We start from the raw sequence: 13,309 nt of genomic DNA, 5'->3' as shown, positions 1-13,309 counted from the left end.
GCGGGCCAACGGCCGCAAGCGCTCCTACCAATTCGAGCTGTCGATCGCGGAAAGCTCGCTTGCGGAGGGCTATTTCGTCGTGGGCTTCGCCTATCCCGGCGACGAGATCGAGCGCCGCCGTATAGAGGCGGCGGCTCGGGGGGCCGGGCGCGAAGGGGCTCTGATCGAAGACGCTTTCGCCGTCTCTCGCGCTCATGGGGCGCGCAACTGGCGCTTCTCGGCGCAAGGATCAATCGATCTCGAGCCCGAAGCGGTATTCGACGACGGCAAGGAGACGACCTTCCGCTTTGCGGGAAATCGCGAAGTGCCGGCGATTTACCTCATCTCCTCGGATGGCTCCGAGACGCTTGCGCCAAAGGACGTGCGCGGCGAACTCGTCACCGTCCATGCGACAGCGCTGGAGTTTCGGTTGCGCAAAGGCGGCGACGTTCTCTGCATCTACAACGAAGCCTTCGATCCGGTCGGCGTCAACCCCGATACGAATACGATGAGTCCTAATGTCGCTCGGCTGCCGAAAGCCCCGACCAGACGGCGATAAAAGGTGAGAAATGACTCAAGCTCAGACCGACGCTCTGCCCGGCGAACGCGGCATTACGCCGGTAGCCGGATCGAATGAAGCCAGCCGGCGAGCGACGCTCCAGCGTGGCCTCGGGGCCGTGGCGCTGACCGCCTTCGTGGCGCTGATCATCTGGGGAACATGGAAGGGCGAAAGGAAAGCAAATGACCCCGCACCCAAACTCCTGATCCGTCAAGCGGCGGCCTTCGAACCGGCGCGGGACCCGCCGGCGCCGAAGGTGGCGGATGTCACGGGCGCCATTCCGCGCCCCGCCCCTGCGGCGCTGACGCCTTCGCCGGCCGATCAGTTGATGGAAAGCGCGCGGCGCGCGCCGGTGCTGGCCTACAACCGGCCGCTTCAGGCGCGGGCGACTCACAATCCGCTTGCAAACGAGTTGGGGTCTTACCCTAACGGGATCGGGGAGCCGCCGTCGCAAAACGAGCTTTTGGACAAATTGCAGCCGACCCCGCTCGAAGGCGTGCGCGCCTCGCGGCTTCCCAACCGCAATCTTCTCGTCGCGCAGGGGACCGCCATTCCTTGCGTTCTCGAAACCGCCATGTCGTCGGACGTTCCCGGCTTCGTCTCCTGCGTCGTCTCACGCGACGTGATGTCGGATTCGGGCAATGTCGTATTGATGGAAAAAGGGACGCAGATCGTCGGCGAATATCGCGCCAATGTCCGGCGCGGCTCGCACCGCCTGTTCGTGCTGTGGACACGGGCAAAAACCCCTACGGGCGTGATCGTCGCGCTTGCCTCACCCGCAGCCGACGCTCTCGGCCGCGCCGGATTCGATGGCGAGATCGATACGCATTTCTGGCAGCGTTTCGGTGGCGCGCTTCTGTTGTCGATCGTCGGCGACGCCGCCGCAATCGGGCGCCAGCAGCTACAAACGAGCGACATTCAGATCGTCAACGCGCCCGGCGCCGCCAATACCGCCGCGGCCGTCGCCGTCCAGCACTCGATCGACATTCCTCCGACGCTGAACAAGAACCAAGGCGAACTCGTCAATGTGTTCGTCGCGCGCGACCTCGATTTCTCCTCCGTCTATCGGCTTCGCCGCATCGAGACGCGTACCCAGATATTCGATCCTCCTCCGGCGCCCATCGCGGACCATGTCATGGTGACCAAGCCGTGAGATCCGCCGGAACCGGCGATCGCGGCGGCGCGCGTCTCGTCCTCGAGCGCTATCTCGAACCGTTGGCGCCCTATCTTGGAGACGACAGCCTGACGGAGATTGTCGTCAATCGCCCGAGCGAAGTCTTCATCGAAGGCCCTACCGGCTGGGCGCGGCGCGAGGCATCGGCGCTGACGCAAGAGCACCTTCTGCATCTCGCGACCGCCGCGGCCGGCTTCACCAAACAGGATGTCAGCGCCGAACGCCCGATCGTCTCCACCACCCTCATTGGCGACGAGCGCTGTCAGATCGTCGTCCCGCCCGCTGTCCCCGCCGGCAAGGTAAGCCTGACCATCCGCAAGCCCGCGGCCCTGACCATGACTCTTGATAACCTCGAAGAGGCGAAGCTCTTCGACGACGTGCGCGCAGCAAGCGAGGAGCTTTCCGCCGACGAGCATCGCCTGCTCGCCTTGAAGGAAGCGGGCAGATGGCGCGAGTTCCTGGAGCTCGCGGTGCTGACCCGCCGCAATATCCTCATTTCGGGAGCGACGGGCTCCGGCAAGACGACGCTCTCGAAGGCGCTGATCGCGGCGATCCCCGCGGACGAACGGCTGATCGCCATCGAAGACGCGGCCGAGCTCGTCATCCCGCACCAGAATTGCGTGCGGCTGCTCTACTCCAAAGATGGCCAAGGCCTCGCCAAGGTCGGTCCCCGCGAACTCTTGGAATCGTGTTTACGGATGCGCCCCGACCGCATTCTGTTGCAGGAGCTGCGCGACGGCACGGCCTTCTTCTATCTGCGCAACGTGAATTCCGGGCATCCGGGATCGATCACCACGGTGCACGCGGACAGCGCCCGTCTCGCCTTCGAGCAATTGACCCTCCTCGTGAAAGAGAGCGCGGAAGGCCGCGACCTCCATCGCGACGACATCCGCTCGCTGCTTCTCCTGCTCGTCGACGTCGTCGTGCAAATGCAAAAGCGCGACGGCCGTTACCGCATCACGGAAATCTATTATGACCCCCTTCGCAAACGCGAGCACGCCCGTTAGGGCGGCGGGCCTCGCGGCGCTCGTCATAGGCGCTTCGACGCTCTTCCTCTTCGTCGCGTCGAACGCGCTCCTGCTCGGGCTTCGCGGCCACGACGGCGGTTTCCATCTTATAGAGATCGTCAGCAGCTGGGCGCATTATGGCGCCGACAAACGCCTCGATCGCTGGCTGACGCTTTCGACTCTCGCCGGCCTCGTCGTCTCCTTCGGCGCGCTCGGCGCGGTCTTGCGTCGCCGTCCTCTGCCCTTGCACGGGAAAGCAAAATTCGCCAGCGCGCGCGAGATCGCCGAGGCGGGCTTGCGAGCGCGGCAAGGCCTGTTGCTCGGACGCAAGGACGGTTCTCTCCTCTGCTTCGGGGGCTCGGAGCATGTTCTCGTCTACGCCCCGACCCGCACCGGCAAAGGCGTCGGCTACGTCATTCCCAATCTCCTCAACTGGTCGGATTCGGTCGTCGTTCTCGACGTAAAGAAGGAGAATTGGGATAAATCGGCGGGCTTTCGCGCCGCGCATGAGCAGGAAGTCCATCTCTTCGATCCCCTCGATGAGAGCGGCCGCACCGCCCGTTACAATCCTCTCTCTTACGTGCGCAGCGAGCCGGCGGATCTCTATGATGATCTGCAACGCATCGCCGTCATGCTGTTTCCTTCCGAGAGCCGCGGCGATCCCTTCTGGTTCGAAGCCGCCCGCTCAGCTTTCGTAGCGATCGGCGGCTATGTCGCTGAAACGCCCGGGCTACCCTTCACTATTGGCGAAATCCTGCGCCAGCTCTCTTCTACCCACGATCTGAAGAAGCATTTCGACAAGATCATCGCGGCGCGCAAATCCGGCCCGTCGCCCCTCTCGCGCCATTGCGTGACCGCGCTCAACGATTTTTTGGCCGCATCCGAGAACACCTTGAACTCGGTGCGCAAGACGGTGACGGCGCGTTTGGGCCTCTGGCTCAATCCCCGCATCGACGCGGCGACGGCGGAGAACGATTTCGACCTACGGCTTTTGCGGCAGCGACCGATGTCGATCTATCTCGGGGTGACGCCCGATAATCTCGACCGCTTGAGCCCGCTCCTCAATCTGTTCTTCCAGCAGACGATCGATCTCCACACCCGCGAATTGCCGGAGCAGAACCAAAAGCTCAGTCGCAAGCTGCTGTTGCTCTTGGACGAGTTCGCCGCGCTCGGCAACGTCAATGTGCTCGCGAAATCCGTGGCCTTTCTCGCCGGCTTCAACGTGCGTCTCCTCACGGTCATTCAGAGCCCGGCGCAGCTGCGAGCGATCTATGGGCCGGACCTCGCTAAGAACATCATGACGAACCACGCCGTCGAAGTGGTGTTCGCGCCGAAGGAACAGGACGTGGCGAACGAGCTCTCGGAGCGCATCGGCTACGACACGGTGAAGGCATCGAGCCGGAGCGGGCCAAGGGGATTGGCGATGCGGGCGACGAGCGAAACCGTCTCAGAGCATCGGCGCGCTTTAATGCTGCCCCAGGAATTGAAGCTGCTGCCGAAATCCAAGGCGATCCTGTTGATGGCCGGCGTTCCGCCGATCATCGCCGACAAGATCATCTATTACAAGGATAAGGCCTTTCTCGAACGCGTGCTGCCGGCGCCGGTCCTGGAATTGCCGAAGGGCCGCTCCACGGCCCTCATCGACGCCGAAATCAGGGAGCTTCGCTCTGAAGTCGCGGAGCTACGCGCCGTCTTCCAGACGCGGCCGCTGACCAATGAAGAAATCGCCGATCCGTCAACCATTCCAACTGACGCCACTTTCGATTTCGGGGACGTCGACGTCGATCTCGAAGGGCTGTCTGAGGAGGAAATGAAGGCCTGGACTCTGAACTATATTGACAGCCAAGCGATCGAGCCGGCGCGTCGGTCGGGCCGCGGGTCGAGAGGAGAGCGACATGAGCGACGCGGCTGACGCACAAGGCGACTTTACAATCGAGCGCGTCGCTGAAGCTGGCGACGATCGCAAGAGCGACGAGCCGCGGGCGGCGCGCGACTCTGAAAAGCGCGATCCCATGCTCGAGGCTGTTAACGGCGCGCCGCCGCCCGAAACGTCTGCGCCGACGACGGAGCACGATTTTGGTATCCCGGATCGCGTCCGTCGGAAATATTACGTGGTCGCCGACCAGCAGGCGAAAGAAGGAGTGGCCCTAAAAGCGCGCGTCTATGCCGACGAGCGCGGCGAATATCTCGCCTTCAAGGCCACGGAAGAACGGCTCACGACGCGGCTCGCTTCCGCGCAAGTAATCCACGACATGATCGCGGTCGCGGAACACCGAAACTGGCAGGCCATCCATCTTCGCGGCTCGGCGGAATTCCGGCGCGAGGCTTGGTTAGAGGGAAGCGCGCGGGGAATGGAAGTCACGGGTTATGAGCCGACCGACATCGACCGGCAGGCGTTGGCAAGGAGCCGCGAGGCGCGGGAGCGCGCAAATCGGCGCCCGCCGGAATTGTTGAACCGTGCGAACTTGAGCAAGGCGAAGCCCGGCGATCGATTCGAAACGCGCAGGAACGGCGCCGACCGAACCCCGAACAACGTCACAGCGATCGACGACTCTCCGGGCAGGCTGAACGCCGATCGGCGGCCGGTTCCGCAGGGCCGTTGGCGGGCGCGGGCGGATAAGTTCCGCGCCGCCGACCGTAAGGCGGCGGCGCGAGACGCGGACCTCGCCGCCGCGCAATCGCAACTCGCGATCATCGAAAAAGCTCTCGAACGCGCCTTCCCGCGCGACACTCAAGCGCGTGAAAAAATCCTTGATGCGGCGAGAGAGCGCATCGCTCAGCATCTCGAACAGGGGCGCTCTTTCGAACGAGCGATCGTCAGGGAGCGAGTATCGGAAGACGACAGGTCGCGAACCGATAGGGGCGAGGCTCGGCGGAACCCGGAAGAGGTCCGGGAAAGGACCCGTCAGCGGGAACGCTGATACGCGTTACGCCGATCATCTTATTCTTTCGATTTTAGAGAAATGCGCTTCGCCCCACGCGCCGGCAGCAAGCGTTCGATCAGCTCGGCCGGGCGGATCCGCAAGGCGGAAGCGAGATCGATGAATTCGATGACGTCGAGCCGCCGCTCGCCGCCTTCCACTTTCGCGATGAATGATTGCGGTTTTCGCAGTTTCGCCGCAACCTGCGCCTGGGTCAGCTTGCGCGCCTGTCGCGCCTGAACCAGCAATGCCAACAGCTGGCGCTGGCGAGGCGATCGAAGCGTCTTGGACATCGATGCGGACGGGGCTCGAAGAAAGCGAGCCCTTCCGATAATCCGGTTTTGGAATTATCCCATTTTGGGATATTCGGCTTAAACAGATGCGCGGTTCGACGCCGTTAAAAGTTTCTTCAGCCGAACTACTCTAATCATCGAACCATTGGTCTGGGATGAGAGCATGGGCGAGAAGGCTGATCTCGAGAAGAAAGCCATTGAGGCGCTGGCGCGCTATCGCGAGGCATATGCCAGGGCCGAGGCGCTAGAACAGGAGGAGGCGGCCGCGCGCCAGGAAGTTTTCAAGCGGCTCAATCGCTTGGAAATCGCGAAGGCCAAGGGCGAGGCTGCGCGCGTGAAACCCGAAGTCATCGCAGCGGACCAGGAAGCCATTTCCAGGCTGAGTGAAATCCGCTCCGCCCTGAGCGAAGCGACCGCGACGCTCGATTCGGCTTTCCGGACCCTCTCCGCCTTGGATGAGCAGTTGGGCTATATCCCTGGTGTCAGCGCCGCGAAACCTAATGGGAGCGACATCGGAAGCAGCGCAGAAGAAAACGGCGAGCTACCCTGACCCACGGCTTGCGGGCTACCCGCGGCGCCGTGGCTCAACATCATTTTTTGCATCCCTCAGGCGGCATCCCCAAAAAACTGGGCTCCAAGGCGAAATTGGGGGCGGCGAACACGATCCCCCAAGACTCAGGGTCGCGTCCTTCCCCTTTCCGATCTAGGATGGCCTCCCACCGCCTCGTTAATGGTTCACCGAGCTTGCCCCCGTCTTTTGACGCGACGCCGCCCAGAGAGACGCTCGTCGGCTCTGTCGAGCGGGTGACCTTCCACAATGAGGACAACGGCTTCGCCGTGCTGAAGGTGAAGGCGCGCAGCAAGCGCGACCTTGTTCCCGTCGTCGGCCATGTTGCTTCGATCTCGGCGGGCGAATTCATCCACGCCGTCGGGGTTTGGATCACCGACCGCGCTCACGGCCTCCAGTTCAAGGCGGACTTTCTCAAGACCACGCCGCCAACGACGGCGGAGGGAATCGAAAAATATCTCGGCTCTGGCATGGTGCGCGGGATCGGCCCCGTGCTCGCCAAACGGATCGTCGCGGCTTTCGGCGAGAAGACCTTCGAGATTATCGAGGCGGAGCCGGGGCGCATGCGCGAGGTTGCCGGCATCGGCGAATTCCGGGCAGGGAAGATTGTCGCCGGCTGGGCCGAGCAAAAAGCCGTGCGCGACATCATGGTCTTCTTGCACGCGCACGGCGTCGGCACGTCCCGAGCCGTGCGCATCTTCAAGACCTATGGCCATGACGCCATTCAGGTCATGACCGAGAATCCTTATCGGCTGGCGCGCGACATTCGCGGCATCGGCTTTCGGACCGCCGACGCCATCGCCATGAAGCTTGGCATGACGCGGGAGGCCCCGCAACGGGTGCGGGCCGGAATTTCCTACGCCTTGCAGGAGGCGACAGACGAAGGTCATTGCGGTCTCCCCATCGAGGAGCTGATCAAGCTGGCGACGGCGCTGCTCGAAGTCGATGAGGGAGCCATTCGGACTGCCCTCACGGATGAGCTCGCCGGCGGCGATGTGGTGGCGAACACGATCGAAGAAAAGCCCTGCGTGTTCCTGCGGGGCTTGTATCTCGCCGAACGCGGCGTCGCCGATCGGCTGCGCTCCCTGATAGGCGGCTCGCCGCCCTGGCCGACGATCGATGTCGACAAGGCCATTCCATGGGTCGAGAAGCGCACGGGCAAGACTTTCGCCGCGTCTCAGCGCGCCGCGATCGGCATGGTTCTCAATTCCAAAGCGGCTGTGGTCACCGGCGGCCCCGGCGTCGGTAAAACCACACTGCTCGACGCCATCCTGCGCATTATCGCGGCCAAGGGAATGCGCCTTCTGCTCGCAGCGCCCACCGGCCGCGCCGCCAAGCGCATGAGCGAGCAGACGGGGATCGAGGCCAAGACCATTCACCGCCTGCTCGAAACCGATCCGAAAACCGGGGGCTTCCGCCGCGATGCTGACCATCCGCTCGACTGCGATCTGCTTGTCATCGACGAGACCAGCATGGTCGACGCCTCGCTCATGTTCGCGGTGTTGAAAGCGGTTCCGCCAAAGGCCGGTTTACTGCTCGTTGGCGACGTCGACCAGCTTCCCTCGGTCGGTCCGGGTCAAGTTCTCGGCGACATCATCGACTCGGGCGTCGTTCCCGTCGCGCCGTTGACGGAAGTGTTCCGGCAGGCGGCGGAAAGCCGGATCGTCAGGAACGCCATCGCATCAATCATGGCGAAATGCCCGAATGGCCGAAGCCGGGCGAAGAAACGGACTTCTTTTTCGTCGAGGCGAAAGAGCCGGAGCAAGGCGTGGCTAAGATCGTCGACATTGTTCGCGACAGAATTCCGCGCCGCTTCGGCCTTGATTCCATTCGCGACGTGCAGGTGCTCTGCCCAATGCAACGGGGCGTTCTCGGCGCGCGAGCGCTCAACAGCGATCTCCAGAACGCCCTCAATCCGAACATGGCCGAGAAAATCGAGCGTTTTGGCAGCAGCTTCGCGCCGGGCGACAAGGTGATGCAGATCGAGAACGACTACGACCGCGAGGTGTTCAACGGCGACCTTGGTCGAGTCCGGCGTATCGACCAGGCCGATGGCGTCCTCATCGCGGAGTTTGACAGTCGCGAGGTTGAATATCCGTTTGGCGAACTCGACGCGCTCGTTCCCGCTTATGCGACGACAATCCATAAATCGCAGGGATCAGAATATCCCGCAGTCGTGATCGCCGTCGCCACCCAGCACTATGCGATGCTCGCCAGAAATCTCCTCTATACCGCGGTTACTCGCGGCAAACGCCTTGTCGTCATCGTCGGGCAGCGCAAGGCCTTGGCGATCGGGGTTCGGACGCACGGACGCAAGCGACGATGGACCAAACTCAAGGAATGGCTGTCGCGGCGCTGATCGATTGGTCCCGCCGCATTGTTTTGGCGTCATTCTGCTAACATCCCGCGCCATTGGCATGTTCGACAGAACAGACGCGCGCTGTCCACACCGATCCTATGCGGGCGTCATCATAATCGCCTTGGCCGAGAGAATAAGAAATTCACTAGCCATGCGACTGACGTTTCCCTTTGTCTCACGCGCCCCTGGTGTCGTGGGAACGAAGGACGGGTCCTTGCCTGCCGCAGTCAGTCGCTGCGCGTCTCGGTTTGGCCATCGTCCAGACCTGTTGGAAATGAAGCAGAGCAATATGTTTATGTTTCAGCGTTCGACCTCGATCACCAACTTTCCTGTCCTCGCGTCCACGACGATGACCCTCGACGTTGGGTGTTTCTGTTTCACAATGCGGGCAAACGCCATCGCGTCACGGACATCATAAAATTGATCGCGGAGAACTCTGTCGATTCGAACTTCGTAGGGACACTCAACGAGCTTCGAAGGGCGCAGGTTCATCGGCGAGGATCTGGCTGGGGAGCCTTCGAGGCTAACGGAGAGCACGTTAGCCCATAAGGCGAACATTTTCTTATATCGTCTCCTAAATCGTTCAACTGCAAACCTCAAGAAACGAGGCTCCAAAGCGAACTTTTCTCCGTGCGTCGCACGCAACTTCTCAACAAATGCCTCCTGCGCTTCGAACTTTCCCAAGTCCGGAATTAGCGCTCGAAGACCGACTTCGATCGAGGGCCTCATCACCGCCGTCGCTTCGCACTGTTTGGCAGGCCCCCTCCATGGCCCAATAATTCCTTATGCGTTAACTTCCTCCTGAATGCGCGTCGGGTGGGTAGATGTCAAACACTGACAATGACTCTGGGGGATTTCGACTTATGCGCCTGAAACGACCACGACATGCGTCACTCGAGGAGGTTCGAATATCTCGCGAAGGGGAATGGGCGATTATTGAATATGCTGATCCAACTATCTCATCAGTACGTTTGCGGGTCGGTTCCGAGATCAAGAAGATGACAGACGCAGCGATTCTCGCTCTGTTCAACTTGACCGTGGACGCCCAAGACGAAATTTCAGCCCAGTCCGAAAATCGAGTGATCGAGGTTCCGCTTGGGCGGCCACAGATCAAGTATTTTGAAGAGGGCGATCAGTGGGTCCCTCGCGCGCAAGTCTTACGATGCCACCTTGAGGATGATGAGAAGGGTAAGCTGGTCGTCTACGTGACGACGAAAAGTTTGACCTTCAACAATTCGGTCGGATGCTCACGACCTATGCGGGATGGGGCATGCGAATTTACTTTGTTGATGATGACGCAGTGGCAGAAGAGCCCACGGTGGAAGTCAAAGATCCGGAAGACTAGGGTCATACCCTGCTAATCCTGCAGGCCGGCATCGGATGTCGCACAGTTCTTTCAAAGACCGAGCGTCAATTGCCTGGCTTCGCCGGCTGGCAATTGACCGAGCGACGATAGAGAGACGCCCAGCAGTCGCACGCCTTTTTGGAGCGGGAACAAGAGCGCTAAAAGATCAAGGCAGATGTGTTCGACGTCCCTTCGATCAAAGACATGGTCTGAGAGCGAACGGCTACGAGTGATCAGTTCGAAATCAGTGAATTTTACTTTCAATGTGACGGTCCGCCCGCGCACGCCGGTGCCTTCGCAGAAGCGCCAGATCTTGTCGATCATGGGCCGCAGCGCCTCGCGCAGCGCCTCGAATTCGAACAAGTCCTGAGGAAATGTGTTCTCAATGCCGATCGATTTACGCACGCGATCGGCTCGGACCGGCCGGTGGTCGACGCCGCGCGCAATCCAATAGAAATGCTGGCCCGCCATGCCGAAGTGTTTAAGCAGAAACGGAAGGGCTTGGGCTCGAAGGTCGATGCCCTTGTAAATGCCGTGCCGGTTCATCTTGGCGCTCGTCGCCGGTCCGATTCCATGAAACTTCCCGACCGGCATATTCTCGACAAAGCCCGCGCCCATTTTCGGCGTGATAACGAACAGCCCATCGGGCTTGCGATGATCCGATGCGAGTTTTGCGAGAAACTTGTTGTAGGAAACGCCGGCTGAAGCCGTCAGCCCGGTTTCACAGCGAATCTTTCTCCTGATTTCCTGCGCGATCTCGGTGGCCGTCTCGAGCCCTTTCAGATTGTCCGTCACGTCGAGATAGGCTTCGTCGAGCGACAGAGGCTCGATGATACTCGTATATTCGGCAAAGATCGCACGGATTTGCAGCGAGATTTCCTTGTAGGCGTCGAAGCGCGGCTTCTCAAAAATCAGATCGGGACATTTCCGGCGGGCGGTCACAGACGGCATTGCCGAACGCACGCCGAATTTTCTCGCCTCATAGCTCGCAGCCGCCACGACGCCGCGCTCGCGCTCGCCGCCGACCGCGACTGGCTTGCCGCGCAGTTCGGGACGATCGCGCTGCTCGACCGAGGCGTAGAAGGCGTCCATGTCGATGTGGATGATCTTGCGCGGACGCTCAGGCGCAGGATCGTTCAAGCGCGCGCATTTTGGCTCGTCTCTAACGGCGCCTTGAATCATTGCTCATCGCCAAATGTTTCGCATTCTCGCTCCGACGTCGAGTCGGACGCCTGCAATGACAAGGAGGGGCGGCCTAGAGTGCGCGGATTGTCCCTCGACGCCGTGCTCGGCGGCCCTTCGCTGTTGCGAATTGAGTGTTTCGAGATGGGCGGCGGGCACGTCGAATCATCCTCCCTTTGTGGAGCGCATCTTCTATTGTTTCTTGTTTTGTTCGCAACCCCAGAGGTGGGCCGCGGGAATGGCTATTTCTCATGCTCATCCTTCTCGGGCTCGGAAGGCCGAGGGGATTCCGTGTCGCGCGCCGCATCCCGCCGGCGGCTCGCGGCGAACTTGTCCAGTTCCTTATTAAGCAATTGCCATCTCGTTTCGATCGCAGGCATGTCGCGTACGAATTCACGCATCTGCCGCGCAAGCGCTTGATCGGTCGCCTCCCCCGTGCGTTCGAGTTCCGAGGCGTAATCGAGATAGCGCCGACGGATTGCTTCCTGGCGTGATTGGATTTGCTTCTCCCAAGGCCGCTCCGCGCTCTTGCCTTCGACGGCCTCACGCAAGACCTCCTCCCGCGCGCGCCGATCGACATAGGGCGGGATCTCGCGTTTGCGGAGAGCGAGCACGGTCCCGCGGACCGCCTTCCGCACCTTGCCGCGGGTTCGCCGCGGCGTCGCCTCCGCCGCGATTCCCCGCAACCTCAATCCCGCGGCGAACCGCTCGCGCCAGACCTGCAGGTCGGCCTTGCGAGGATTGAGACGTTTGCCGTCGTGGCCGTATGAGCGAACGCTCAAATGGACGTGTGGGTGCTTGTCCTCGAGATGCTGGACGAAGACATAATCGTGGTTGTGCCCGAATGTTTCGAGGGCGAACGCCCGAGCGGCATCCTTCACGGCGGTCGCATCGGTACCAGCCGGCATCGAGAGAATAATGTTTACCGAAAGCGAACCGTCGCGACGGCGCCGATCATCGAGAGCGGCGTCGTCCGCCCATCGACTTTGCAAATCCTTCAACCCTACGCGCCCCACCAACAGCGCGCCCTGTTCCGTTTCGCCGGCTAGCTCGCCATTGCGGGTAATGTATACGAGATGCGACTTGAGATGCTCAACACTCTTGGTGCGGCCGGTGATCTTCACCATCACCTCCGGCGCTCGCTTGACGATGCGCTCCAATTTGGCGCGCATCGCCGCGGTCAGCCGTCCGGATCGCGCGCCATCGGGAATATCTAATTCCGCCGGACGCGGACGTCGAATGGGCGTTTGCCAGACGTAAGAGATCGGGGGCAGTTCCGCGAACAGGTCCGCCTCGCGCGGCGAGCAACGCCGGCTCACCTGCCTGCTCTCCAGTAATCGGCATTGTCCCCAAATATACGGCGCAGCTCCGTGAGCGCGCTTTCGATGACGCCTTTCACTTCGCGGATTTCGGACAGTCCGGTTTCGATCGCCCTGCCCTGTTGAACGCCGGCGTTCGCCGCGCGCGCGATGTGGTTGATGTTGGCGCCGATCCGATTGAGCTCGCGCACGATCGCGCGCAGTGCTTCGCGTTCGTCGGGACAAGTTTGAACGGGCGACCCTAATCGCGCACGCACGAGGGCGACGATCCAGCCTGTGCGCGTCATGCCGCGCCGCTGTGCGATTTCCGCAAGCTGGCGCATTTCACTGTCGCGGAACCGCAGCGTCACCTTCTCGGGCCTGCCGATTTGCAGCGGCGCTGCGCACGGCGCGCGCACGGCGAGCGCATCAGCAATGAGCCGGCGGATGAGCGCGGATTTGCCGCCCTCAGCAACCGCGAGAGCCGAGAAGCGCACCGCCATGTCATCAGGGATGCGAAGCGAGATCAGCGCCATCGGCCGCCGACCCTGTCGCGATGTATTACATCGCTGGCGCAAAGCCTATCCTGCACTAGAAGCCCTTCGAATGATCTCTTTCCGCGTG

The 13,309-nt window shown here is 61.6% G+C and carries 11 protein-coding genes and 2 pseudogenes; 8 read left to right on the top strand and 5 right to left on the bottom strand.

Annotation, left to right across the window (positions count from 1 at the left end; all coding sequences use genetic code 11):
- The 5 genes from ACR65W_RS06260 to ACR65W_RS06240 all read left to right on the top strand — a co-directional run.
- Positions 1-538: TrbG/VirB9 family P-type conjugative transfer protein (locus ACR65W_RS06260; protein WP_434500948.1), on the top strand; the 538-nt coding region annotated here is incomplete at its 5' end.
- Between the two features lie 10 nt (positions 539-548).
- Positions 549-1,691: a type IV secretion system protein VirB10 gene (gene virB10, locus ACR65W_RS06255; RefSeq protein WP_434500947.1), complete on the top strand. Its 1,143-nt coding sequence runs from the start codon at positions 549-551 to the stop codon at positions 1,689-1,691.
- Positions 1,688-2,719 carry a P-type DNA transfer ATPase VirB11 gene (virB11, locus tag ACR65W_RS06250; protein ID WP_434500946.1) on the top strand — a complete coding sequence of 344 codons (1,032 nt, stop codon included), beginning with the start codon at positions 1,688-1,690 and terminating at the stop codon, positions 2,717-2,719. Before virB10 ends, virB11 begins: the two co-directional genes overlap by 4 nt.
- Positions 2,685-4,631, top strand: coding sequence for a type IV secretory system conjugative DNA transfer family protein (locus tag ACR65W_RS06245; protein ID WP_434500945.1), 1,947 nt, complete (start codon positions 2,685-2,687; stop codon positions 4,629-4,631). The genes virB11 and ACR65W_RS06245 overlap by 35 nt, the downstream gene beginning before the upstream one ends.
- Complete coding sequence (locus ACR65W_RS06240) at positions 4,615-5,640, top strand: LPD7 domain-containing protein (RefSeq protein WP_434500944.1); 1,026 nt, start codon at positions 4,615-4,617, stop codon at positions 5,638-5,640. The genes ACR65W_RS06245 and ACR65W_RS06240 overlap by 17 nt, the downstream gene beginning before the upstream one ends.
- Before the next feature lie 20 nt (positions 5,641-5,660).
- Here the strand turns inward: ACR65W_RS06240 and ACR65W_RS06235 are convergent, their stop codons facing one another.
- Positions 5,661-5,933 (bottom strand): helix-turn-helix domain-containing protein, encoded by a 273-nt coding sequence (locus ACR65W_RS06235; protein WP_434500943.1) that lies wholly within the window; start codon positions 5,931-5,933, stop codon positions 5,661-5,663.
- 163 nt (positions 5,934-6,096) lie between these two features.
- On the opposite strand from ACR65W_RS06235, the gene ACR65W_RS06230 reads away from it, so the two are divergent.
- Together ACR65W_RS06230 and recD2 are read left to right on the top strand one after the other, a co-directional pair.
- Entirely contained in the window at positions 6,097-6,483 is a 387-nt protein-coding gene (locus tag ACR65W_RS06230; RefSeq protein WP_434500942.1) for a hypothetical protein, read from the top strand.
- Positions 6,484-6,641: 158 nt separating this feature from the next.
- Positions 6,642-8,860, top strand: a pseudogene (gene recD2, locus ACR65W_RS06225) (SF1B family DNA helicase RecD2).
- 300 nt (positions 8,861-9,160) lie between these two features.
- Here the strand turns inward: recD2 and ACR65W_RS06220 are convergent.
- Positions 9,161-9,589: a hypothetical protein gene (locus ACR65W_RS06220; RefSeq protein ID WP_434500941.1), complete on the bottom strand. Its 429-nt coding sequence runs from the start codon at positions 9,587-9,589 to the stop codon at positions 9,161-9,163.
- Between the two features lie 490 nt (positions 9,590-10,079).
- On the opposite strand from ACR65W_RS06220, the pseudogene ACR65W_RS06215 reads away from it, so the two are divergent.
- Positions 10,080-10,205, top strand: a pseudogene (locus tag ACR65W_RS06215) (DUF7713 domain-containing protein); the annotation flags it as partial.
- Between the two features lie 51 nt (positions 10,206-10,256).
- On the opposite strand, the gene dinB reads toward ACR65W_RS06215, so the two are convergent.
- From dinB to ACR65W_RS06200, 3 genes are all read right to left on the bottom strand, one after another.
- Positions 10,257-11,345: a DNA polymerase IV gene (dinB, locus tag ACR65W_RS06210; protein WP_434500940.1), complete on the bottom strand. Its 1,089-nt coding sequence runs from the start codon at positions 11,343-11,345 to the stop codon at positions 10,257-10,259.
- 284 nt (positions 11,346-11,629) lie between these two features.
- Positions 11,630-12,706, bottom strand: a complete 1,077-nt coding sequence (locus tag ACR65W_RS06205) for a relaxase/mobilization nuclease domain-containing protein (RefSeq protein ID WP_434500939.1) — start codon at positions 12,704-12,706, stop codon at positions 11,630-11,632.
- Positions 12,703-13,221 carry a plasmid mobilization protein gene (locus ACR65W_RS06200; RefSeq protein ID WP_434500938.1) on the bottom strand — a complete coding sequence of 173 codons (519 nt, stop codon included), beginning with the start codon at positions 13,219-13,221 and terminating at the stop codon, positions 12,703-12,705. Before ACR65W_RS06200 ends, ACR65W_RS06205 begins: the two co-directional genes overlap by 4 nt.
- Between the last annotated feature and the right edge of the window lie 88 nt (positions 13,222-13,309).

This window comes from Methylocystis sp. (assembly GCF_051062815.1).
In the GTDB taxonomy this organism is placed as follows: domain Bacteria; phylum Pseudomonadota; class Alphaproteobacteria; order Rhizobiales; family Beijerinckiaceae; genus Methylocystis.
The sequence above is the reverse complement of the archived record's forward strand: the minus strand, read 5'-3'. Positions and strand labels throughout refer to the sequence as shown.

Bases quoted from the DNA above. Each gene is read 5' to 3' on its own strand.
- ACR65W_RS06235 (WP_434500943.1), bottom strand. From the start codon at position 5,933: ATGTCCAAGACGCTTCGATCGCCTCGCCAGCGCCAGCTGTTGGCATTG.
- virB10 (WP_434500947.1), top strand. From the start codon at position 549: ATGACTCAAGCTCAGACCGACGCTCTGCCCGGCGAACGCGGCATTACG.
- ACR65W_RS06240 (WP_434500944.1), top strand. From the start codon at position 4,615: ATGAGCGACGCGGCTGACGCACAAGGCGACTTTACAATCGAGCGCGTC.
- ACR65W_RS06230 (WP_434500942.1), top strand. From the start codon at position 6,097: ATGGGCGAGAAGGCTGATCTCGAGAAGAAAGCCATTGAGGCGCTGGCG.
- ACR65W_RS06220 (WP_434500941.1), bottom strand. From the start codon at position 9,589: ATGAGGCCCTCGATCGAAGTCGGTCTTCGAGCGCTAATTCCGGACTTG.
- ACR65W_RS06200 (WP_434500938.1), bottom strand. From the start codon at position 13,221: ATGGCGCTGATCTCGCTTCGCATCCCTGATGACATGGCGGTGCGCTTC.
- ACR65W_RS06245 (WP_434500945.1), top strand. From the start codon at position 2,685: ATGACCCCCTTCGCAAACGCGAGCACGCCCGTTAGGGCGGCGGGCCTC.